Source organism: Brevibacillus sp. NRRL NRS-603 (genome assembly GCF_003013445.1).
Taxonomy (GTDB): domain Bacteria; phylum Bacillota; class Bacilli; order Brevibacillales; family Brevibacillaceae; genus Brevibacillus; species Brevibacillus formosus.
This window is the reverse complement of the sequence record NZ_PXZN01000038.1, coordinates 1-23,530: the sequence shown is the minus strand read 5'-3', so window position 1 is coordinate 23,530 and position 23,530 is coordinate 1. Positions and strand designations below refer to the sequence as shown.

The window sequence follows — 23,530 nt, the reverse complement described above, 5'->3', positions numbered from 1 at the left end:
AACTCCCTAGTCTTATACGAATGAGAATGTGTAAAGTTTCGTTATTTTGGTTCAATCAATCCGTAACGCCCATCATTGCGGCGATACACCACACTGACGTCATTAGTGTCACTGTTTTGGAAAACGAAGAAGCTGTGTCCCAGCATATCCATCTGCATGACCGCTTCCTGTGCATCCATCGGCTTCAGATCGAAGCGTTTGGTTCGAACGATATCGATGTCTATGTCGATATCATCCTCATCCACTTCCGGGATCATGACTGCTACTGGCTGACTCTCACGCTGTGCGATTCTTCCTGTCGAATCAACTCGAAGCTTCCTCATCAGCTTCGTTTTGTGTTTACGAATCTGACGCTCCAGCTTTTCTACTACCAGATCGATAGCAGCATACATATCTTCGTGCGTTTCCTCCGCTCGGATAATGACCCCACTCAGTGGGATAGTTACCTCGATCGTGCCTTCTCCACGATGTACATGCATGGTGACTTGTACTTCTGTAGGCTGTGGAGTTTCAAAATACTTTTCCAGACGGCCGACTTTCTTTTCGACATATTCTCTAAGCGCAGCGGTGACTTGAATGTTTTCTCCACGAATGTTAAATTTCATGGTTCCAACCTCCTTCCGTCTATACATAGGTATTCGCCACTTCTGTAAATAATCCTCCCACTCAGCTTAAAAAAATCTTTGCAAATCTTTTACAAACCATCAATATCCGACATTATTTTACCAATACTTACTAGATTCCCTATGCTATAATAGAAGAGGTAGTCATCCCATCTTATATCGCGGTCGTACATCGCACTGGAGGAATCCTCATGGCCGAGGTAAAACCTTCCCATTCACTTATCGGAACAACGCTCGCTCAAGACGTCTACAATGAGTATGGCCTGCTTTTATTACCCGCTGGTGCAAACCTTCATCTTAGTGATATACGATTGCTTGAGGCTCATCAAGTGGAAGCCGTACACGTTACTACTGACTCGGAAGCACCCGAAATGCCTTTTCCTCTCCTTCATTGGAGTGAGGCAGAGGCTGCAAAGGCCTATATGGTAGCGGTACAAAAAACCGAGTATTTATTTAACCAGCTCGCAAATGGGGATACTCCCCGACTGCAACAATTTAGCGACGCTGTTCATCCGATGCTCGATCAGGTTCTTCATCACATGAGGTTTCTGCGCTTCATTTATTTGAATGAAGGAACAGAAAGTTACACGTATCGCCACTCCCTGCATGTAGGTATCGTGGCAGCCTTAATTGGAAAAATCATAGGATTGCCGCAACGCGATGTTCATTTTTTGGGCCTTGCAGGTCTTCTCCATGACATCGGCAAGATGAAAATTCCCGATGAGCTGCTGTCCAAGCCAGAGCGTTTGACAGACGAAGAGTATACGATTATGAAAAAGCATACCGTATACGGCTACGAGCTCCTGCGCACCATGGACGATGCCGACAACTTGCTGGCACAATGCGCTCTGATGCACCACGAACGTTGGGATGGAAGTGGATATCCCCTCGGACAAAAAAAAGATGGCATCCCTTTTGAATGCCAAATCATCAGTGTCGCAGACACATTTGATGCGATATGCACAGATCGCGTGTATCGGAAGGGAACCTCTCCCTTTGAAGCCGCGAATGTTCTGTGGGAGTCAGCTTGTACAGGCCAATTAAATCCGATGATTGTATCTCGTTTTATCCATTACATCATCTTACTTTACGTCGGCTCCCATGCGCTTTTGAACAATGGCGACCACGTCGAAATCATTATGATTCATACTGATGAGCCTATGCGGCCTCTCGTTCGTAGAGGGAATGATTTTATAGACCTGAGACTCCAGCGTTCCCTACGCATTCAAAGAATGATCAGTTAAACACGTGGAAAAAACGAATCCCCCTGTCCGATCAAGGAACCAGGGGGATTTTGCTATTGTTTGTTTATAACTTCACGACGTTCGCCGCTTGTGGACCGCGGTCCCCTTCCACAATGTCGAATTCTACAGCCTGTCCCTCATCTAACGAACGAAACCCGTCCGACTGAATCGCCGAAAAATGGACAAATACGTCATCACCGTCTTCTCGTTCAATAAATCCGAACCCTTTTTCTGCATTAAACCATTTTACTTTGCCTTGCATGAAACAGCACAACCCTTTCTTTTGTGAAAATAAAATCAAGTCTAGCTTTCCCCAATTCAGGCGATTGATTCCACTCGCTCACTCTTCACCGTGTGGAATATTTTTTCTCTAGTCCTCTCACGACTACACGGGACAAGAACAACGTAAGTACCAAATAAACCGCCGCCTCCGTTAAATACGGGGGGTACCGCTCAAAGGTGCTTTTCGCCACGTTCATCGCCGCATAATTTAATTCCGGTGTCGCGATTACTGCCAGAAGAGACGAATCTTTCAAAAGAGCAATAAACTCATTTCCGATCGCGGGCAGCATTCGTGTAAACGCTTGCGGAAGAATAATTTGGCGCATGGCAAGTCCCTTGTTCATGCCAAGCGATCGTGCCGCTTCCATTTGCCCCGGATCAATTGATTGGATGCCAGCCCGAAAGATTTCCGCCATATAGGCAGCTGCATTAAGTGAAAGCGCGACGAAGCCTGAATAAATCGCTTCCGGGCTGCTCGCTCCCGGATACAGAATACCCCAAATCGACGGAATCACCGCAAAATGAATCAGCAAAATCTGGACCAGCATCGGAGTTCCCCGAAACAGCTCTACGTAAATCGAACAGGTCCAACGCAAGATTCGCTTGGAGGACATTTTGCCCAAGCTGATGAACAACCCTAAAAATGTTCCGCAAACCGTAGCCACAGCTGTTAGTAAAATCGTATTAATAATGCCTCGGATAAACAGTTCACGGTAGTCGTAGATGACACTCCAGTCCAATGGCTAATCCTCCCTTCTTCATGTCAGCACGCCAAGTTGCGAACAAACGCCGGCTACGTCGAAGGACGCACCCGGCCATTTTGCTGCCTACTTATTGCCAAAGTACTGGGTGTAAATTTCCTGCAGCTTTCCATTTTCTTTTATCTTTTTCAATCCGTCGTTGATTTTGTTCATGGCATCCGTATTGCCCTTTTTTACTATAATTCCGTAAAATTCCTTTTCAAAGGAATCATCTTTTATCAGCTTGAATTTCTTATCTTTTACTTTATTCACGTAGTATGACAAAACGCCATTGTCGCCAATCACAGCTTCTACTCGACCATTAAAGAAATCATCAACAGAGGACGGCATGTCGTCATAGCCTTTCAAGCCTTCATACGTATCTCCAAACGCCTTTTTAACCACTTCTTCACCTGTGGTAGCAGCTTGAACTCCGATCTTCTTTCCTTTCAAATCTGCCAGCTTCGTCACTGGAGAATCTTCCGCTACCAAAATGAGTTGGTTCGCTTCAAAGTATGAGTCCGAAAAATCGTATTTCTCCTTGCGCTTCTCCGTGATCGTGATGGACGAGATTCCAATATCAACCGTCCCTTTGTCCAGTCCATCAAAAAGCGGGTCCCACCCTGTGTTTTTCCACTCGATCTTGAATCCGCCAGCTTCCGCGATCGCGTTCATCACATCGATGTCATGGCCACTAATCTTGTCAGCCTCAAGCATTTGGAACGGTGGATATGCCGCATCTGTACCGACTACGTACACCTTGTCACCTGAACCACCACTCGCTCCGCCATTGCCAGACGTTTGCTGACCACCCGATCCACAGCCTGCGAGGAGTACCCCCACACCGACGACCAACGCGAGCGATTTGAACCAATTTGTCCCGATACGCATTTCGAAATCCCCCTTGTGACTCTCTATCTGCCCATTTTGTCCCCAGCAATGTCCACATGGAAATTACGGATTTTTTGCGTTCTCCACAGAGTTATCCACATTATCCACATACCATTGTGCACAAGCTGGGTATAACTATTTTCCTGTATATTCTGCCACTTTAGTACGAAAGTAAGGGGAACGAAATGGGAGAATAAGTGGATCTAGCAGCAAAAAAACAGGATTCATATATACGGGATATAGTTCTATCCTGCATATAAAAATCCTGCTTTTATCTGAAAATAATGAATTATTCTTTTTCCCCCAAAATCACGATCTCTACCCGGCGATTCTTCGCACGGTTCTCCGCGTTGGAGTTGTCCACAAGCGGTTTGTATTCGCCCAAGCCAGCCACAGTAAAGCGAGACGCTGGCAAGGAGTGAGCATCGACCATTTCACGCATGACAGAGATCGAGCGCGCCGAGGATAGCTCCCAGTTGGATTGGAAGGAACTGCGAGATATCGGCACATCATCTGTATAGCCCTCGATTCTCACCTTGTGTTCAAAGCGCTTCAAAACCCCTGCTACCGTCCCTACGACTTGCTTCCCTTGAGCCTGTAGGTCTGCCGAACCACTCGTAAACAAAATCGTTTCCGGCAAACGGATACGCAGGCCTTCTTCGGTCTCCTCGTAGTCGAGATTCAGCTCAGCCAAAGCGGAGGATAACTGGTTGCGTACCGTCTCCATATCGCGCTCACTCGAGTCAGACATGCCCATTGGCCGCTTCGGCACGTTCACTGTGTCTTGGGAGCCTTCTTTTTCTGTTTCGCCCTTGAGCTCCTTCTGGCGAGCCTCCAATTGGTAGACCTCGCGCTGCAGCTCCAGCTTTTGCAGATTGAGCAGGTCGAGACTCTCATGCACCTTCTCCAAGCTCGCTTTTTCCTTTTGGACATCTTCCTTTTGTGACTGAATGCTCTTCGTCTGCATCGCAGCGATAATAATCACGATCACGAATAACAGCGTAATCAGGTCACTGTAGCTAAGCAGCCAGCTTTTTTCTAGCTCTTTTTCGTCGTATAAGCGTTCGTCATGCATAGCGGTCCTGCCTTTCAATCGTGCCCTTCATGCTGCCTGCTTCTTTAATCAGCACCAGCTTTTGGTCACCTGGCAAGAATGAGTTCAGCTTTTCAAACAGCAAGCGTGGTGTCTCCATGCGCTGGAGACCAACACAGCCTTCGATGAAAAGACGCTTTTCAAACATTTCCCGGTCGTACAGATCCATCAGGCGGTAGTAGCATGGCAGCGCGAACAAGTTCGCTAAGAGCGCGCCATACAACGTCGCTACGACCGCTGCGCTCAGGCTGTGTCCGGTCAAGGCCATGTCTTCGAGCGACTTCAGTACACCCGTCATCCCCAGAAGTGTACCGACCAGCCCCATCCCCGGCGCCAACAAGCTGATGAGGCGGAAGAACCCTGCTGATTGTTGGTAGCGGTACTGCTCGCCCTTGAGCTCGTTCTCCAGGATCAGGCGCAGCTCTTCTTCCGGAACACCCTCGATCGCCAGAAAGCATCCTCGTTGGACAAATGAATCGGGTTCCTGTTGCAGCTCCTTTTCGAGCGCGATATAGCCCTGTTCCTTCTGGACGAGCGCGTAGTAGTAGAAGCGCTTGATCGTTTCTTCGACGTTGCTTTGCCGGCCGTGGATAAGCAGGCGCCCGATTTTTTTCAAGTCGAGATGCTTGCGTTTAACTGCGTAGGACATGACTACGGAGAGCGCGACTAGCTCGATGGCGGTTACGTTGAGGAGGTCCGATAAGGTTCCGTTTAGGTAGACCGCGTGTATGAAGATGAGGAGGACGGCTCCGATTAAGACGAGTGAGCGGCGTTTCGTGGACAAAAGTGATTCACCTTCCTAGTTTTTCAGCAAGTTGTTCTTAAAGTATAGCAGATGGTGGAAAAAAGATGAGAGAATAGAGTCATGGTTATAGTGAAGCATTGTATAGAAAATGTCGATAAAGATAAAGAAAGTAATTCTGGCAAAGAGGTGATCATCTGTGAATGCCGTACAATTAAAGCAAGCTGTTACTATTAGTTTGACGAAGCAAGTACAGGAGACTGCGCAAGCGCAAGCTTCCATCATGTTGGAGGGTTTTGCTAAGACGCAGCAAAATGTTCAAGCGGCTCAGGCAAGTCATCCAACGTTGGGGAAGGTATTGGATATTAAAGCTTAAGCCTGTAGACCGGGTTACTCCGGTCTTTCTTTATATTTAAAAATAGGAGTGTTCATTTTGGCAAAGGATTACCATGTGAATTGGTCTGCACACCCTAACATCTACAACAATTATAGTGAAAGAACGTTTAATTTTTACTTTTCCGAACCAGAAGCTGGAGTAAATACAGAAACTGGTTTATTGCTACTAATAGCCGGATTTGGTGGTAATGCTAATTCGAATGTCTATAAGAAAATGCGAAGAGTGTTTGCAGATCAATATAACCTTGTTACAGTACAATGTGATTATTTTGGCCATGAGTTCATGCAAGGCTATCAATCACCACAATTTAACCTTACTTCACAAGATATGGAATCGGTGTTTACTCCAGATGAAATTAAAATGATCTATAAGGAAGGTTTTAATCCATCGCTATTCTTAGACATAGCAAGCAAATATCATATCGGAGTGGCTGCATATGAAAAACTAAACGAAAGTAAGGAAAATTTTAATGATATGGGAATAATGCAAGCCCTGGATAACATCACTGCTATTTGCTACGTCATCCAAATTCTTAAAGATAATAACTTAAAGTTTAACCCTAAAAAAACGATTATTTATGGCCACTCTCATGGAGCTTATCTAGGCTATTTATGTAATGCATTTGCCCCGAACCTTTTCAATTTATTAATTGATAACTCATCATGGTTATTCCCTGTTTACTTGAAAGGTGATCGTCATTTATACTCTAAAATTGGTAATATGCTATTAGACATTTCCTTCAAATACATTGCTTCTACAACCGATTATGATGCAGAAATCCTCCACTTACCTACGCTTTACAAAAAGTTTAATAATCAATGTGAAATTCAATCATTTCATGGTACAACTGATAATTTGATTAGTCATATTAATAAACAGCGCTTTTGCACTTCATTAGCAAACTGTACATACCATGAAATCTCTGATGAGAAGCTGGACGGGACAATCTTTCAATCAACAAATCATGGTTTGGATTCAGATTTTTTAGCTTTATTTGATTATGTTATGAAAAATATGACCTTTGTACAGTCTGACATATTACACTTAAATTCCACTCATTTAAAAACGCAAACCCACAATTATCATTTCGATTACACTTCAGGTATCCCCCTACTCCACTTGTAATCCAATATACGTTTAAAACGGCTAATGACATTTATTTCTGTCAGCAGCCGTTTTATTCTTCTCTGTGTTTTACTTTTTGCGGTCGAAAAAGGCACCATAGCCGTTTGGACCTACTTCGTTGTACGTATTCATTGCGAGCTTGCTCCGTTGGAGGTTGTTTAGTTGTTGCTGGACGCCTTGCATTCTTCTATCGATAAGGGGAATGAGGCGTTGGTTAATCTCGTACATTTGCTCCAGTTGCTGCTTTTGCATTGCAGATAGAGATTCATTCTCTATACCCATCTGCTGAATTTTAGAAATCACTTCTTCTCGTTCGTCCAATAACGACAACCACGTATCCGGTTCCGAATCCTTTTCACTTACTACATTCTCTAAGCGTAATGTTGTTTCTAGTAGACTATTTAGAAGAACGTCGATTGTCATTTCCATATTGTATACCTTACCCTTGTTTCTTCGCCAAAAGCATGGCTTCTTTCCAAGTGTCTCGGAATTGAATAAACAGGTCTTCAACTTCTAAAAGAATGTTAACGTCTTTATGCATGTTCGCCTCAATCGTACGCTGAAGCATATATTCGTAGAGTTTGGCGAATTCCTTAGAAATCTCGTAGTCGCTGTTTAAAGTGGACATGAGCTCATAAAGGATATTCTGAACTTTCAATGAGGCCTCGTGAGATTTTATTACGTCCTTTTCCTCTAAAGCTACTTTTGCCTGTTTAATGAACTTAAGTGCTCCATTGTACAGCATTAGTGTCAAATCAGCAGGAGTAGCGGTTGTTACCTGATTGGACTGGTATGTTTGTGCAGCATTTTGTAACATCTGCATCACTCCCTGTTATTTCTGCCCTAACATTTGTGCAAACCAAGCACCTTGGGACTGCGATTTCGACATAGCTCTTTCCATTGCAGTGAATTGCTTCCAGTAACGATCTTCAATCATTTTTAATCGATCTTCCCAGCGATCGATTTCTCTATCGGTTTCTGTTAATTTCTTACTTAAGTTACTGTCGTCAAATGCACGTCCTGCTGACCCTGCCTCTTTTGTTACTTTTTCCATTACATCTTTAAGTTTATCATAAAGGCGTTCTGCGACACCCGACTCGTTGTACTTCTTATTTCGATCTATCGTTTCATTACTGTAATTCGTAAACAGTTTGAGAACATCTTCTCCATTCGTTCTAATGGACTCACGAAGCTTGGTCTCGTTTATATAGAGCTTCCCATTTTCCTCGTAAGCATACTTTCCACTAGGAGGACCACCGATCCCAATTTCAGAAAGAGTGTCAAAGGACTTATTAACTCCAGTCCCTTGTAACGGAGTACTAAGTGCACGACGCAATTCGTTTAATCCACCTGTTAAAATAGGATCACGCAAAAGTAATCCACTGCGTGCCATGTTATCCATTTTTTCCGCAGTTTTTTCAGGCAACGCTTCTTTCTCTTCATCTAATAGGGGCTGGTAGCCCTTATATTTCGGCTCGGAGATTTTTTTATTCATGGTATCGATAACAGCATTATACTTGTCTACGAAGCCTTTGATCATATTAAAAACTGCATCTTCGTCAGTTTTTGTGTTTACGACTACTGGATTTCCACCATTAGCCTGTTTGAATGTAAAATCGATTCCATCAAATAAAACAGAGTTTGTTTTAGATGTGTATTCTACTCCATTAATTTTAAAAGTAGCAGGAGTTCCTGCTGTTCCAGCAGTTGATGGCGTAGAAGTCCCCATGTTTAAATTATTGCTTCCAGATGCTTTAACCTCAAACTGTTTTCCGTCCTCAGAGGTAAGAACTAATTTGTTATTGAAAAAACTAGCTTTAACACCAGATTTTGCATTATTGATCTTATTTAAAACACCTTCCATAGTATCTGTTCCCAAAACAGAAATAGGTACTTCTACTCCATCCTTGTTAATCGCAATAGTAAAGTCTGCGCCTCCAATCACACCTTTACTATCAGTTAAACCGGTTGTAAACTCTGCGCTTGGAGGTGATCCTGCTTTGGCTAGATTTAAAACCTCGACTGTGTAAGAAGAAAGAGTAGGCTTACCGACTACCCTAGCAGAAGTAACATTATCGTTTTCTGAAGTTGCCGTCTTTTTGTTAAAACTGCTAGATAAACGTAAGTCTTTCAGAGTATTTTGCAAGTCTGCTAGAATCGTATTCATATCCCGATACGCATCGCGTTTCCACTCAATAGAGGTTTTACTTCGTTGTAATCGGTTTACTGGCTCTCTTTGAGCTTTCATGAGATCTTTGATCATTTTTTCTGTATCCATTCCCGAAGCCATACCACTAATACGAATTCCCATAATGATCCCTCCCTATCTTTTTTCGTCCACTAGTAAGCCAATCATCTCATGCATTTTAGCAACCATATCCATGACTTTCTTAGAAGGAATTTCCCGAATTACTTCGTTCGTTTGATCATTCACTACCTGGACATAGTATTCATTTAGTTTTTCATGAAGAGTAAACTTAATGTGAGTAGTACTAGATTGCATAAACTTATTTAGATTGTCTACTTCCCGTACCAATTCTGTTGATGTTAGGTTTTTCCCACTGGGTTGCTGTTGTCCGTCAATGTCGTCTTTTCCTTGATTACTTCCATTGACTTTTAGCATCTTATCTGAATAACCTGATACACCGTTCACTGCTACTCCTTTGCTATTAATATCCATTTTTCCTCCCCCATTGATCCATTCTCCCTTTAATACCTTTATCGGAAAAACAGGGATAGGGATTTACTTATCTTTCTTATCTTTCAAGTCTATTTTTCATTTGTCTCAATACTGCTTCGAAAATTACTATGTCCATTTCATTATCAATATCTATTGAACGCTCTTTGGGCATTACATACCCAACTGTTTCGGGCTCCAAAAAAGACTGCGTTTTTTTCAGCCAGTTGGTATCGGCTATGTACACTGCTCCATTTAAAGAGAATACTGGTGGTGTATCTTGTCTTCTTAAAAATCGCTCTTCTATTTTAATTACTGGTTCAAGCACATCATTATCAGACAAATGATACATCCAATATGGCGTTTTCTCTGCCACTGTAATTGAAACACATGAATTTGCTTGTTCTTTCAAACATTTCTCAATACACCCATCAATATCTATCACTTGTCTTAGTGGCGAGGTTGGTTGTAGGAGAACAACATAGTCATATTTCGGGAGGACCTCCAATGCATGCAATACCGGAGCAACACCCGGAGCATCATCCTTAGCCAGTTCTTTCGGACGCAAAAATGGAACTTCACCGTCATATTGGCGTGCCACATCTGCAATCTCTTCATCATCTGTTGATACAATAAGTCGATCAATATAAACTGATTTTTTAGCCTCTTCAATCGTCCATGACAATAATGGTTTTCCGCCAACTTCTCGAATATTTTTACGTGGTATCCCTTTTGAGCCACCTCTAGCAGGAATAATTGCTAAAACAGATTTCCCCTGAATCATCCAAATACCTCCGCAAACTCAACATTCGCTCTTTCAAAATCAGCCATACGTCCAATATCCATCCAGTATTCACGTATCGGGAAAGCTATTGTCTGGCCTTGCTGTTCGCCCAGAACGCCAAAAAGACTCGTCATATCGTAATACTTATTTTTCGGGATCAGATCAAGCACACTTGGATCCAAAGTATAGATTCCTGCGTTTACGAAGAAGCGTTGAATTGGTTTCTCTTCTATTTCTAATAATTGATGTTTCGCTAATTTAACAACCCCATAAGGAATCTGATGATCATATTCTCTAATGCACATGGTACCTTTCGCACGATGTGAAGAATGGAAATCAAGTAGATGACCAAAGTTTACTTTCGTCAGGAGATCCCCATTCATTACAAAGAAAGGTAACGTAGGCTTTTCTGGAATCAGACTCAGTGCCCCAGCTGTTCCAAGAGACTGCTCTTCTTGTAAATACTTTATTTCTACATTCCAGCGACTACCGTCCCCAAAATGATTTTTTATCATCTCCGCCTTATAATTAACTGAAATATAAAAACGGTGAAACCCTTGTTCTACAAAACTAAGTAAAATAGTTTCCAGAATGGGTTTATTGCCAACGTTTAAGAGGGGTTTGGGACAATCATAAGTCAACGGCTGCAAACGGGTCCCTAATCCTCCAGCCATCAGAATGACCCAATTATCTTTCTTAATTGGGTCAATCAACTGATTCAATATTTCTACATGGATAACACGTCCATCTTCGTCGACAACGGGTATCTGATGCAATTGTCTAATTTTCATCAGAGCCAAAATATTCTCTCGAGAATCATATGGAGATGCTACTGTTGGATATGCATTCATTATTGTCGACACTTGGTCATGTAACTGTCTGCCTTTTAACAATCCACGTCGAATATCCCCATCTGTTACAGTTCCAAGCAATCTTTGATTCTCATCAACAATTAAGGCTAACTGTCTCGCTCCTGCATCAATTATCTCCAATACTTCTAGAATAGGGGTCGTAGGCTTAGCTAAGATACTAGTCCAATCCTTCATAGATGCTTCACACCTTTCATCAAGGAGCTTACTTTTTCTCTCCAATAATGACCCATTCTTTTACTGTCTTTTTTATATCCATGTATTCTCTACTAAGCAATTGCACTTCTTGTATTGTAAAATCGCTTACTAATTTCTCAATATCCTCATATTTTGTAAATCGGATGTATCCCTTTCCCAGCAACGGGCCCTCGTCCACAATGTAAGCATCATACCCCACATGCTCACCTGTCTCATCTCCCCAACTTCCTTTGGCAATTGTACGGGAATATAGCTTTCCTTGTTTTTTTGCTACACGAGCCATTTCGCTATATATTAAAATTGAGTTTTCATGTGAATTGCATGTAACTGCACCATTATCTATTACTGCATCAAAATACTCGTCGGGAAAAGGTAACGTACCGATATCACCTACGAAGAGTTGCCCTTTCCAATTTGGACATTCTGAATCTAACCGAATTTGTGCCTGTTCAATAGCAGTGTGAGAACCATCTATACCGTACACCTGAAATCCTTCATTAGCCATATACCAGAGATTAGCGCCCGGACCACAACCTACTTCTAAGATCTTTATATCTTTGCGAGACTCTGACTTGTAAAAATTTCGAGCAACAAAACGAATTAAATCCTCTCCTGGGTATTTTCCCCATGCTTGCTGGCGAAAAACCTCTTCCCATACTGGATCCCATGTCATTAGTATTCATTCCCTCTATCAAATTAATGAAACGTTACTTCTCTCCAGTGATAACCCATTCTTTCACTATTTTGTTTTCTTGTAAGTATTCTCTACTCAGCAATTGTATTTCTTGTATAGTAAAGTGTTTAATAAGTTCTGGAATATCATTATAATTGGTGAAGCGTGCAAAACCCTTTCCTAGCAAAGGTCCTTCTCCTACTAGATATGTATCATAACCTACCTTCTCACCCGTCTCGTCTCCCCAACTTCCTTTTGCGAATGTACGAGAGAAAAACTTCCCGCTACGCTTAGTAACACGAGCCATTTCCGAGTAAATAAGTGCTGCGTTTTCAAATGTATTACAACACAATGCCTCACTATCAATTACTGCATCAAATGTTTCATCCGGAAAAGGAAGTCTATTAATATCTCCAACAACTAACTCTCCTGTCCATCCAGGGCATTCAGAGTCTAGGCGAGTCTTAGCTTGTTCTATTGCCGTTTTGGAACCATCCACTCCATATATCGTAAAGCCTTCTCTTGCCACGTACCAAAGATTAGCCCCTGGTCCACAACCAACCTCCAGAATTTTTACTTCGAGTCGTGATTTAGCGTTATAAAAATTACGGGCGATAAACCTAATAAGGTCTTCCCCTGGATACTTTCCCCATGCTTGTTGACGAAAAACCTCTTCCCATACTGGATCCCAAGACATTTAGACTCCCCCTGTTACGATCGGTAAAACAAAATACGACTGGAGATAGTGAGATTTCTTCTAAGCCAGTCCGCTTTTATTTCGTCATATATTTTAGGTAGATGAATCTTTTTACCAACCTTAAAATTCCCTCTTTGATTAGAAAAACCTGATTTAAAAAAGAATAACGGATTGTCGAGTTGATTATTAGTTCCTCCGCCCAAATGCAATTGCTTATATCCCAAACGTTTGCCAAGTAATGCAGCCTCATGAATGATCAAAGGTGTGGCTGCCAACTCTTTCCCCAAGTCAGTCGCAGCAGATAAATGATATTCCATTATGCTACTGTTTTGATAGAAAAACACAGTTGCGACTACTCTATCTTCTTGTTTACATAGAGCAAAGTGAACATTATTTACAGTTTTCCAAGCTTCAAAGTAGGCTTCTGGAAAAAAATAAAAGTCATCTGCTTGTAAGCTATTCATTACCTCTTTGTAAATAGCAGGAAAATAGCTAAAGAATTCCTCATAAGTTACCCAATGTACTACGAGTTCATTTTTTATAGCTTTTCGAATCTTTCTCTTTGCACGAGTTTGATATTCATTAAACAGATTTTCAGTAGTTAAATCTATCCATACAGTTTCCCTATCACAGATCACTTCACCTTGATAGTAGCGCCAGTTCTCCAAAATCGGATGAAATCTTACAAATTCGGCGACTATTTGTTTCTCATGGACCCACTCCGAGTAAGCATTCCATGCACACTGTAAAAAAAGGGGATCTTCAGTGGTGGAAATTGGCCCGCCATAGCCATATGGAGTCTGAACATCATAATAAACAGAATCAGGAATTGGAGATTTATGTAAAGAGTGATAGTATATTTCTCCATTATCTTCATATACAAAAAAAGTGGGCTCTAAGTCTTTTTCACGTTTCGCATCTATCACAACATAATCTGGAGCCTGTGAAGGGCATTTCAGAGAATTTTCTATCCTATTAAAAATCGCTTTTGCTTGTTCAAACTCGACTTGCATAATTAGTAATGACCTCATCTTCTTGGTAGTCTTTGTCAGCCTTTACCCCTAACATATCCCAAAAACACATCGGTGAGATGCCATTACCTGGACGCTTGCTAGTCAGGTTTTCAATAGTAAATGTCTCACCAGCCGCTATATTTTTTGAAGCTACCAGACTCTTCCTAGCAATATCCTTATTTTTCAGCTCTGATGAGGCGGGAGCTTTAATTGGAGAACCAATAGCCATTTCTACTTGTCGAATCGATCTTACCATGTCTATTAATTCCTTTGGATTCAGAGAGGCTTTGTGATCTGGACCTGGTAGGGTTTTATCTAATGTAAAATGCTTCTCAATTATCTTTGCACCACGAGCAACTGCTGCTATCGAGACTGCTATTCCTTCCGTATGGTCGGATAAGCCAACATTGAGACCAAATGCTTGTTTCATTGTGTCTATAGCTTGAAGGTTCACATCTTCATATGGGGTTGGATATTCAGTAGTGCAGTGCAGCAAAGATACTTTTGATCGAAGAAGCTCTTGCCCCTCTCTGCTGTAAAATGCATTTTGAAACATTTTTCTTGAAGGCTTTACATCAACTGCAGTATATCCAAAAGCGAGAACACCAAGTGCCTGTTCAATTTCGGCCAGTGTAGCCATGCCTGTAGATAAAATTACAGGTAGACCTGATTGAGCAACCCTTAATATTAAAGGAGCATTTGTAATCTCGCCTGACGGAATTTTTATCAATTCTACTCTCATTTCGTTAACCAATAAATCAACGCTATCCAAATCAAAAGGTGTCGATAAAAACTTTATTTTTTGTTGATTACAATACTCTTGAAGCTCGTAATGTGCCTCAGTATCAAGTTCTAGCTTGCGTACCATCTCTAGCTGAGATTCATTGGAGCCTGTGGTTTGCTTTTGATAATCTGCCTTCTCAGCAAATTTACTTATTACTTTATTTGCTTTAAACGTCTGAAATTTGACAGCATCTACTTCCGCTTCAACTGCTACATCAATGAGCCTTTTAGCCATCTCGATAGAGCCGTTATGGTTCACCCCAGCCTCAGCAATAATAAAAGTTTTATTCATAGACTATAGAACCTCCTTTGATAGCATAAAAGCTTCTGCAGACTTACAACCCAATAACTAAACCATTTTGTGCAAGCGAAAACTTGCATCGCAAAATACCGCATCATTTATGTGCCAAGATCACAAAATGGTTTCATTAAAGAATCTTTATAATCTACGTTTTTTAAAATCTCTAGTATTTTTAATGAAACATACTCTTCACCGTAAGGGGATCGAAGATTTTGTAATTCTTGTTGAAATTCGATTGAAATCCCCTTCTGAATCGCATTAATTATTGAACTTCTTTGCTCTTCACAGTCAATGATAGAATCGGTTCGTAAACGTCCGCGTTGACGATTTCCTAAATTGATCGTTGCCTTTTTAAAAGATGGGACTTCAATTATTCCACTTGATGAGTTTCCTATCACAAGGTCCACATGTTGAATTGCACTTAGATAACGTAGTTGTCCTAATGAAGTAAAGGAGATACTTCTGTTTTGATTGACGGAAACATATTCATCTATCATTTTAGAAATAATTCGTCCATCTGTATCAGAATTAGGTTTTGTAAATATTATTTTTGCATTCGGAAAATGATCAAGGGCAGCAAATAATTCAAGCATAGTCTCTTCGGGACCACTCCTGTCTAAAGTGACCGGATGATAGGTAACAAGAAAATTTAGTTCTCCCAAAGTGAAATCAATACTATTCTCAAATTCTGTTTTGGTAAGCAGTTTCATTTTCCGAATATTATCTAATCCAATTGCACCTACATTAAAAACTCGTTCTGGATGTTCTCCTAATTGAATCACTCTTTTGCGATAAGAGTCAGTTGAAACAAAATGATAGTGAGCCATCTTTGTAATAGAATGTCGGATAGCCTCATCTATAACTCCTTCAGTAATTTCGCCACCATATAGATGGGCAATAGGAATTCTTGCAATCATTGCAGCTTGAGTAGCTGCCATTGTTTCAAATCGGTCTCCTAAGACGACAACAATATCTGGTTTAAGACGATCAAAAGCAGAAGCAAAGCCAATGGTTCCTAATCCAAGCGATGTCGCAATACCAACCGGAGTGTCACTCGATAACAACATTTCTATTTTCTCATGAATAGTAAAGCCATCTTGTTCAATTAATTTATACGTTAGGCCGAACTCTGGCGAAAGATGCATTCCTGTAACAGCGATTTGCAGCTCAAAACTTTCATCACTTTCAATTTCCTTCATGAGCCAATATAAAAGGCCATATTCGGCACGCGTTCCCGTAACAACACAAATTTTACGTCTATTCATGATTTCCCCCAAGAAATGGACTACTTGGTACGTTAATTAATTTTCTTTCTAAACGTTCTGCAATTGAAAGGTCCATTTTAGGACAATTCTCATACATTGCTAACCGATGCATCAAAGTCCATACTGGTCTTGTCATAAAACCCTGCTCATTTGTAAAGTTTAAAATATCATCACGAGCACCCATATATGTATCGTCAAGGATAATAGTTTGTAACCAGTAATTACTTTCCGCAAATGAAGGTTCAAGAAAGAGTCTTGCCCCATCTGTTTTAGATAAGGCTGCTTGATACATGACTGCTAATGACCGTTTGTTCCGAATAAACTGAGGCAACCTCTCCAATTGGGCACAACCTAAAGCGGCATTAATATTCGGTAGGCGGTAGTTAAATCCCACTTGATCGTGCAAAAAAGCCCACGTGTGTTTGACTTTCGCAGTTGTCGTTATATGCTTAGCTAATCTCGCTAATTCATCATCATTTGTTAAAATTGCGCCACCACCACCGGTAGTTACAATTTTATTGCCGTTAAAGCTGAGGGTCGATAACTTCCCCCAGTTTCCCGTATGTTTGCCTTTATAGTATGACCCTAACGATTCAGCCGCATCTTCTATCAGATCAATATGGTATCGTTGGCAAACTTCAAGCAAGGGATCCAAATCAACTGGATGACCAAATGTATGCATAGGAATAGCTGCTTTAATCCGTCGACCAGAAAACTTGTTATAGCAGAATCCGTCACGCACTTCAGCAATTTCCTGTAAATATTGCTGGAGTTTTATCGGATCCATACCAAGTGTTAGTTCTGAGCTATCTACAAAGTGAGGAACTGCACCACAATAAGATACTGCATTGGCTGTTGCAATAAAGGTTAAGGTAGGCACTAGCACCTCATCACCCTGTTCTACGCCGGTTAGCATAAGACTTATATGCAATGCAGCTGTTCCATTCACTACTGCTACCGCATGCTTAATTCCCGTGTAATCCCTTAGCATATCCTCGAATTGATCTACATACTTCCCTACAGAAGATACCCATCCTGTATCGAGACAATCCTTCACATAAGTCCATTCATTCCCTTGAAAAGACGGTTCATGCAAGGCAATGAAATCATTGTCTATAGCTACGACACTCTTAAGTTGATTAACCAGTGTTTGGATATCCACGTAATTATTCATAGATTATAAAAACCTGCTTTGTATTGTTTTAGATTATCAGGATTGCAGAACCATTCAATTGTTTGAGACAAACCTCTCCTCAAGCCATCTACGCCAGCATATGTTGGTTCCCATCCTAATAACTCTTTTGCTTTCGTATTATCTGCCCAAAGTCGTTCTACCTCACTCTTTACAGGGCGGATCCGTTGATCATCAGAAAATATCTCAATTTTACTTCCCATTAATTCCGCAATCATCTCTACAGTCTGTCCGATCGATACTTCATAGTTACTTCCAATATTAATAACTTCTCCAATTGATTTATCTGATTGAGCTACAGCCAAGAAACCTCGAACTGTGTCTTCCACATAATTAAAATCACGAGTTGGATGAAGAGAGCCTAATCGAATAGATTGTTGTCCGTTCGCGATTTGTGTGATGATTGTAGGGATTACCGCTCGTGCTGACTGTCTAGGACCGTATGTATTAAAGGGCCTTATTATTGACACAGGCAATCCAAACGAGCTATAGTACGCGATTGCCATCTGATCTGCACCAATTTTGCTCGCTGAGTACGGCGATTGCCCTTGAAGTGGATGTTCTTCTGTAATCGGTACGAACTGTGCCGTTCCATAAACTTCACTCGTAGAAGTATGAACAACTTTTGAAACCCCTAATTCCTTTGCAGCCTGCAAAATGTTAAGGGTTCCTTTCACATTTGTATCGACATAAGTATCTGGAGAGTGATATGAATACGGAATGGCGATCAATGCGGCTAAGTGATACACTGTATCACAATCTTTCATTGCCTGCTTTATTCCGTGTGGATCACGAATATCGCCAGCGAAAACATCTAATTCACTTACTATTTCATTTGGTGAATGGTCTAGCCATCCCCAAGAATTGAAGGAGTTATAATTAACGAATGCTTTCACATCATATCCTAAGCGAACCAACCGTTCAGTTAAGTGAGATCCTATGAATCCATCTGCACCTGTAACCAGTATCTTTTTTCCCCTTGTTGTCATTGTTTTCTCCCCAAACTATTCAACTCTCTGCATATGTTCAGTCATATTTTCAGAAGTAGACTCAAGTAGCTTTTTCACACTTTCTAAATCAGCCCGGCAAGAAGAAAGATAAGTACTAAATTCACTAATAACTCTCTCTGCTTTCGCAATTTGGTCCCTCGTAATCCGAAGTTCTTGAAACATTTTCAGGATACTCTCAAAGTGATTTGTGTTCATCGACTGAATAAGTAGTAAGTACACTTTATTATCTTGCAGCTTATCAAATAATCGGTCAAATTCTGTAAATAATCTCCCAAGTCTTTTTAAATTTTTTGAGCTTGATGCTTGTCTCATTTCTTCCAAAATATTCTCAAATGAATCGTACATGTTTTCTAGCTTCAATTGCTGCTCCAAAATCCACTCAAATTGCTTTTCAAAGAAACCACGATCATAGCTAGTTTCCTTCTTTATTATCCAGTTTTGATTTACAATCTGCTTCTTCGTTAAACGTTCAGCAATTACATGTTCTAAAGATAGGTAGCTTGTACCCGCGATTTTGGCTCCGCCTTTTGTCGTGTTAATTACCTCTAAATCATGGTATTGATTAACATAAAACTCCATTTCCTTTCTAAATACCTCAAATCCTCTGTTCGTATATATATCGTTGTCTTCTACGTCTTTGACAACTATTGCATCTTTCTTTTGCAGTTCACTTATTTCCCTGTAATATTCAATTCCCTTTGAGTACCAACGGTCTTTTGAATATGCAAGGTTTTGCCCTACTAACACAACCATATCGAAACCTAATTTATATAATAACTGTAAAGTTATGATTGCGATCGACTTTGAGTTATCAACGTAATCTAATTTTTTGCCGTCTTCTCTTTTCAAAAGTAGTGGAGCAAGAACATCTCTCGCGACTAAGAAATTTAAAAGTGGCCCAGGATATTTACGAATTGTCTCATATCCGACAATACTTCCATAGATTAAAGGTATATTAGTTATCCCAAGTTCCACTACCTTTTTAAAAACAAGGTGATTTTCTGGGCTTCCATCGTAAGTACAAGCAGCATCAGGTAAAATATTATTTTCTATTAACGAATTAATAGAAGAACCCACCGAAAAAATATAAGCTAACCCGTTGTCCTTAATGTAACGTAGGTTTTCATACTCATAATCAAGGGATGGACCAGCTGCAACTAGTATGGCTGGCTTTCCCTTAAAATCTTGTGGTAATTCATGCAGTATATTCGGTGTTTTAAATGTTGTAGGCAGATTGATTATGCTATTAATTGGAATCCATTTTTCATAGAACATGTTTGCTGCTATTCCTGCACGCTTATTGAAAACTTTATCGCGGAATTCTTCGATAAACTGTATCGTTTGTTCTTTAAAAATTCGCTCGTAACTAGGAAGAATCACAAAAATAACTTCTTCGTTTACAGAGTTAATAAAGTTTTGAAGGTTTTGAGAGAGACTTGATATATCTTCTCCTACAAATATATTCTTTGTATGTTTATTGGCTATATCCGATATTTTCTTGTGTAACAAAAGTCCATAAAAAACCTCGAGGTTCGGTTCATAAATACTAAAAGATACTTCAGGGTTTCTTCGAATAAATTCTTCAACGTGATATCCCAATCCAATCCCATAGAAGAAAACATGTTTTCCTGCATAACTTTCGTTCAGGCTCAGAATTTGTTCGGCTTCTACCTCCGGATTGTATTTACTGTGAAGGTAGTTCCATCCCGTCTCAGTCTTTACTACAATCGTAAGTTTTTCATTTTTTGTTGTTTCAACACGGATATTCTCATGCCGGATGTGTTCTTCCCTATCTTTTATATACTGCCAAGTAGTCGGGCAAAATTTTCTTAGGAAAGTAATATTATCAATTAACAACATTATCCAATACCTCATTACTGTTTATTTCGCCAATGTTACCGGATATTCCCTCGAATTTCGGCAGTATTTCATAGAGAATGATGTCGCCTATTAGAATAACATCCTGCTGTTCTACAGCTTCCTCAAGACTTCTTAACTCATCTGTAAAATCTAAAGTTTCTGCTGCAAAATTTAATAATTCTGGCTGCAACGCTTGCTTTTGAATAAACAGAGAGATCTGCTGAAACCATTGCAATCCCTCTAACATTTCTCCAAATGCCAACCATGTATCATTTGTCGCTCCCTGATAAAATTGTTCAGACAGACTTTTCACTTGTGGAATTGCTCTATCCACGTATTCTTCAGTAGATAGCATTATTTCGTTAACTAGTTTACTTGAGTTCGTTGTATAGACGACTACTATTTCGACATCCGATAAATTTTCATTTAAGTAACTCTCGAAATTCGAAAACACTTCTACACCATTAACTGTAAGATGACTTACGAGAAGGTCATTGTCTTTTATTTTAGCGTTGATAACTTCTAGAAGTTGCATCATGGCTGAACTTGTATTTTCAAAAATATATTCCTCGTCTAAAATAGACAATCGCATATTGTACGCCTCCCATAATCACACTCTGTTTATTTTATCGGCGAAATTCAACTGAAAAGTTAAAAGCAATTTTTGACTTTTCATTAGTTTGTAATCCCGATAAGATCACAACCGTGTTCCTTACTAAAGAACACGGTTGCTTTTTATAATAAGATTATATTATTTTCGCGTAGTACTGATCAAACGAGCTGGACTGCCCGCAATAATCGAGTTTTCTGGGAATGAGTCTAAAACTACCGAGTTGGCTCCAATAATAGAATTGGCTCCTATAGTAATACCGCCTAAAACTTTACTACCTGCAAAAATTGTTACGTTGTCCTCAATTCTAGGCCGTCTTCTACTTCCATCACCTTTATCACCTAAAGTAACATTTTGATAGATAGTCACATTATCCCTAATTTCAACACGTGCTCCAATAACTGTACCCAACCCATGAATAATCCTTAAATTAATTCCTATTTCAGCAGAGTAATAAATTTCCACTTGAGTATACATTCGCTGTATATAGCTAAGCACTTGTAATAGTTCTTTGGAGTTTGATTCACCAAAACAATCAATGATTTTCCGTTGAATAATATAAATATGTAAAGCCAATTCTTCGGGAGTCATATTTAAGTCATACTCTAATAGCTCTATTACCTTTTTAGCATTTACTATTTGAGGGGCAATAGTAAAATTATTTCGTATAACCGTCAGTAAATTTAACATTATCTTCCCCCGTAAAATGTAATAATAATTTCATTATGCAATGGAACTCAATTTAATCCGAAAGAAATAGTAGTAGCTACTTACTGTAACAATCTCGTTAAAGGAGAGGTACACCATGAAGCAAGATATAATTGAAAAAAACGATAAAATAACCATTTCCCAACGTGATAATTTTAACAAAAAATTTGGTCTGGTACTCCGATCATCTGCAATATTTTACTATAAGTCCGCTCCTGATATTTCAACAACCCTCTCATTCATGAACTATTGGAAGTTAAAAAGAGGAATCGAAGTTGCTATTGTGGCTTCAACTCGTGATATGGCTGGTACTTTAATAAAAAGAGAAGAGCTATCCTTTGAAAATGGCGAGGTAATTAATTTCTCTCCCGACTTACAGCCCCACTCATTTTTTGAAGGAAGTATTGAAATTGAAGTCTTTAGTACAAAAAACTTATTCATCCCCTACGCCGCTATAATGGCCATTTATGAAACAAAGCAGAGTATTTCCATGGTTCATAGCTATTCACGAACCTATTCTCCATATGAAATAGAAGAGGGTCAGACCATAACGAAAGGAGAAGAGTCTTGCTGGACCCTTCGCGATACGAATACCGTTCGCTCATTCTGCGTTTTCCATAATGGGGGCAAAGCAAAAGATAGCCAAACGATTACTCTTCGCATAACGGGACCTAACAATGAGATTCGCCAAACTCTCATTGAGCTGCCTAGTCTTTCACCTTATAGCACTGTAAAACTCTATCCGTCTGATTATTTTCCAGATTTGTCTCACTGGTTAGATGGTCAAGTAGCGAACGCCAATATTTCCTTTGCTGTTTCAGATGCTTTTACAAGGCTTTTAGTGGGGAATGAGTCATTAGATGGATTAGATTATCAAATTACTCATTCAAACTTTAATTACTCAAATCATGGCACTGATAAAGTTGATATGGATGATATTCATGCCTACATGAATGTGCCTGATTGTGACGTCGATGATAAATACGTTATCATTTATCCAGATTCTGATCCGGGTTCATATGAAGTTTCTTACCTAAATAGTCAAAAAGATTTTCAAACAGGTGAACACGTTCTACTCCCAATCAAAGGCGAGCAATCGTTAACTTTCAAGAAAAAAGACGGGGTACTGCCGACACGTCTCGTTACCGGTTTAGTTTGTGAAAATGATACAGGATTACTCCCAGCCGAATGCAGCCTAGGAGTTATGACTTGCCTGAGACCTCCCAAAAAGCTATGGTGGTGCTTGTGCGTAAGTAGCTTCTCTCACCATTCAAAACTGATTATTGTAGATAATCCCCAAATATATAAGTCTACAGAAAGCACTCCATTAAATATTCGTTTGTACTCTAGTGACAAGAATACATTCATTGAAACCACTATACTCTATGAGAAGCATTTAGAGAATTTTAGTAAAGGAATGGATATAAAAACGTTATTCCCTAATGCACAGGAATTTTTAAATAATACTTATGGTTATTTCACAGTATATAGTGAATACGGGGGGTTATACTGCTTTACAATGATTAGTAACCTTAATGGCTCTTATACGTTAGAGCATGGTTTCTAAAAGAATTAAATAAACCTCAAGAAATTGGCTGCCGATAACAATCGGCAGCCTTTCATTTTTACCTTTTAAAAATCCCAGCACTACTCTAGTAGAAAATAAAGATAGACTTCGATTACTCGAAGTCTATCAATGAAACTGCAACAGTTCTTAACGGAGCAGTTGCAGCACGCCTTGTGGCAGTTGGTT

26 protein-coding genes are annotated in these 23,530 nt (G+C 40.1%); 4 read left to right on the top strand and 22 right to left on the bottom strand.

All coding sequences use genetic code 11. From position 1 onward, the window contains the following. Positions 1–41 precede the first annotated feature (41 nt). A complete protein-coding gene (gene hpf, locus C7R94_RS24410) occupies positions 42–605 on the bottom strand; it encodes a ribosome hibernation-promoting factor, HPF/YfiA family (protein WP_047069744.1) in 564 nt (187 codons plus the stop codon). A gap of 209 nt (positions 606–814) precedes the next feature. Between hpf and C7R94_RS24405 the strand changes: the two genes are divergently transcribed. After that, entirely contained in the window at positions 815–1,867 is a 1,053-nt protein-coding gene (locus C7R94_RS24405) for an HD-GYP domain-containing protein (RefSeq protein WP_106785308.1), read from the top strand. Positions 1,868–1,931: 64 nt separating this feature from the next. Here C7R94_RS24405 and C7R94_RS24400 read toward each other — a convergent pair whose 3' ends face one another. The 5 genes from C7R94_RS24400 to C7R94_RS24380 all read right to left on the bottom strand — a co-directional run bounded on the left by C7R94_RS24400 (position 1,932) and on the right by C7R94_RS24380 (position 5,657). After that, positions 1,932–2,129, bottom strand: coding sequence for a cold shock domain-containing protein (locus tag C7R94_RS24400; protein WP_047070322.1), 198 nt, complete (start codon positions 2,127–2,129; stop codon positions 1,932–1,934). 85 nt (positions 2,130–2,214) lie between these two features. After that, positions 2,215–2,889: an amino acid ABC transporter permease gene (locus C7R94_RS24395; protein ID WP_047069746.1), complete on the bottom strand. Its 675-nt coding sequence runs from the start codon at positions 2,887–2,889 to the stop codon at positions 2,215–2,217. 87 nt (positions 2,890–2,976) lie between these two features. Next, the gene (locus C7R94_RS24390; RefSeq protein ID WP_106785307.1) at positions 2,977–3,780 is read right to left on the bottom strand and encodes a basic amino acid ABC transporter substrate-binding protein; all 804 of its coding nucleotides are present in this window, start codon (positions 3,778–3,780) and stop codon (positions 2,977–2,979) included. A 289-nt stretch (positions 3,781–4,069) separates the two neighbouring features. Next, positions 4,070–4,855, bottom strand: coding sequence for an OmpA/MotB family protein (locus C7R94_RS24385; protein ID WP_106785306.1), 786 nt, complete (start codon positions 4,853–4,855; stop codon positions 4,070–4,072). Beyond that, positions 4,848–5,657, bottom strand: coding sequence for a motility protein A (locus tag C7R94_RS24380; protein WP_106785305.1), 810 nt, complete (start codon positions 5,655–5,657; stop codon positions 4,848–4,850). Before C7R94_RS24380 ends, C7R94_RS24385 begins: the two co-directional genes overlap by 8 nt. Before the next feature lie 157 nt (positions 5,658–5,814). Here C7R94_RS24380 and C7R94_RS30390 point away from each other — a divergent pair, with 157 nt between their 5' ends. Both C7R94_RS30390 and C7R94_RS24375 read left to right on the top strand, forming a co-directional pair. Further along, on the top strand, positions 5,815–5,991 hold the full coding sequence (locus tag C7R94_RS30390) for a putative motility protein (protein ID WP_167403221.1): 177 nt from the start codon (positions 5,815–5,817) through the stop codon (positions 5,989–5,991). Between the two features lie 57 nt (positions 5,992–6,048). Further along, entirely contained in the window at positions 6,049–7,137 is a 1,089-nt protein-coding gene (locus C7R94_RS24375; protein ID WP_106785304.1) for a DUF2920 family protein, read from the top strand. Between the two features lie 69 nt (positions 7,138–7,206). On the opposite strand, the gene fliT is transcribed toward C7R94_RS24375, so the two are convergent. The 16 genes from fliT to C7R94_RS24295 form a co-directional block, all read right to left on the bottom strand. After that, positions 7,207–7,566 (bottom strand): flagellar protein FliT, encoded by a 360-nt coding sequence (gene fliT / locus C7R94_RS24370; RefSeq protein WP_106785303.1) that lies wholly within the window; start codon positions 7,564–7,566, stop codon positions 7,207–7,209. Positions 7,567–7,576: 10 nt separating this feature from the next. Next, a complete protein-coding gene (gene fliS, locus C7R94_RS24365; RefSeq protein ID WP_106785302.1) occupies positions 7,577–7,954 on the bottom strand; it encodes a flagellar export chaperone FliS in 378 nt (125 codons plus the stop codon). A 15-nt stretch (positions 7,955–7,969) separates the two neighbouring features. Continuing rightward, the gene (gene fliD / locus C7R94_RS24360) at positions 7,970–9,448 is read right to left on the bottom strand and encodes a flagellar filament capping protein FliD (RefSeq protein ID WP_106785301.1); all 1,479 of its coding nucleotides are present in this window, start codon (positions 9,446–9,448) and stop codon (positions 7,970–7,972) included. A gap of 12 nt (positions 9,449–9,460) precedes the next feature. Next, positions 9,461–9,817 (bottom strand): flagellar protein FlaG, encoded by a 357-nt coding sequence (gene flaG, locus C7R94_RS24355; RefSeq protein WP_106785300.1) that lies wholly within the window; start codon positions 9,815–9,817, stop codon positions 9,461–9,463. Positions 9,818–9,893: 76 nt separating this feature from the next. Then, positions 9,894–10,598 (bottom strand): acylneuraminate cytidylyltransferase family protein, encoded by a 705-nt coding sequence (locus C7R94_RS24350; RefSeq protein WP_106785299.1) that lies wholly within the window; start codon positions 10,596–10,598, stop codon positions 9,894–9,896. After that, positions 10,595–11,644 carry a nucleotidyltransferase family protein gene (locus C7R94_RS24345; RefSeq protein WP_106785298.1) on the bottom strand — a complete coding sequence of 350 codons (1,050 nt, stop codon included), beginning with the start codon at positions 11,642–11,644 and terminating at the stop codon, positions 10,595–10,597. The genes C7R94_RS24350 and C7R94_RS24345 overlap by 4 nt, the downstream gene beginning before the upstream one ends. A 28-nt stretch (positions 11,645–11,672) precedes the next feature. Further along, positions 11,673–12,338, bottom strand: coding sequence for a class I SAM-dependent methyltransferase (locus C7R94_RS24340; protein ID WP_106785297.1), 666 nt, complete (start codon positions 12,336–12,338; stop codon positions 11,673–11,675). A 34-nt stretch (positions 12,339–12,372) separates the two neighbouring features. Further along, complete coding sequence (locus tag C7R94_RS24335; protein WP_106785296.1) at positions 12,373–13,035, bottom strand: class I SAM-dependent methyltransferase; 663 nt, start codon at positions 13,033–13,035, stop codon at positions 12,373–12,375. A 14-nt stretch (positions 13,036–13,049) separates the two neighbouring features. Next, positions 13,050–14,048: a hypothetical protein gene (locus tag C7R94_RS24330; protein ID WP_106785295.1), complete on the bottom strand. Its 999-nt coding sequence runs from the start codon at positions 14,046–14,048 to the stop codon at positions 13,050–13,052. Continuing rightward, positions 14,032–15,123, bottom strand: a complete 1,092-nt coding sequence (gene neuB, locus C7R94_RS24325; RefSeq protein ID WP_106785294.1) for an N-acetylneuraminate synthase — start codon at positions 15,121–15,123, stop codon at positions 14,032–14,034. The genes C7R94_RS24330 and neuB overlap by 17 nt, the downstream gene beginning before the upstream one ends. 107 nt (positions 15,124–15,230) lie before the next feature. Continuing rightward, the gene (neuC, locus tag C7R94_RS24320) at positions 15,231–16,397 is read right to left on the bottom strand and encodes a UDP-N-acetylglucosamine 2-epimerase (protein ID WP_106785293.1); all 1,167 of its coding nucleotides are present in this window, start codon (positions 16,395–16,397) and stop codon (positions 15,231–15,233) included. After that, positions 16,390–17,571: a LegC family aminotransferase gene (locus C7R94_RS24315; RefSeq protein WP_106785292.1), complete on the bottom strand. Its 1,182-nt coding sequence runs from the start codon at positions 17,569–17,571 to the stop codon at positions 16,390–16,392. Before C7R94_RS24315 ends, neuC begins: the two co-directional genes overlap by 8 nt. Then, positions 17,568–18,578 carry an NAD-dependent 4,6-dehydratase LegB gene (locus C7R94_RS24310; protein ID WP_106785291.1) on the bottom strand — a complete coding sequence of 337 codons (1,011 nt, stop codon included), beginning with the start codon at positions 18,576–18,578 and terminating at the stop codon, positions 17,568–17,570. The genes C7R94_RS24315 and C7R94_RS24310 overlap by 4 nt, the downstream gene beginning before the upstream one ends. Before the next feature lie 15 nt (positions 18,579–18,593). Next, complete coding sequence (locus C7R94_RS24305) at positions 18,594–20,459, bottom strand: motility associated factor glycosyltransferase family protein (RefSeq protein ID WP_106785290.1); 1,866 nt, start codon at positions 20,457–20,459, stop codon at positions 18,594–18,596. After that, positions 20,446–21,051, bottom strand: a complete 606-nt coding sequence (locus C7R94_RS24300; RefSeq protein WP_106785289.1) for a DUF8042 domain-containing protein — start codon at positions 21,049–21,051, stop codon at positions 20,446–20,448. Before C7R94_RS24300 ends, C7R94_RS24305 begins: the two co-directional genes overlap by 14 nt. 159 nt (positions 21,052–21,210) lie before the next feature. After that, positions 21,211–21,759 carry a serine O-acetyltransferase gene (locus tag C7R94_RS24295; protein ID WP_106785288.1) on the bottom strand — a complete coding sequence of 183 codons (549 nt, stop codon included), beginning with the start codon at positions 21,757–21,759 and terminating at the stop codon, positions 21,211–21,213. Between the two features lie 115 nt (positions 21,760–21,874). Here C7R94_RS24295 and C7R94_RS24290 point away from each other — a divergent pair, with 115 nt between their 5' ends. After that, positions 21,875–23,344 carry a hypothetical protein gene (locus tag C7R94_RS24290; RefSeq protein WP_106785287.1) on the top strand — a complete coding sequence of 490 codons (1,470 nt, stop codon included), beginning with the start codon at positions 21,875–21,877 and terminating at the stop codon, positions 23,342–23,344. The last annotated feature ends 186 nt before the right edge of the window (positions 23,345–23,530 follow it).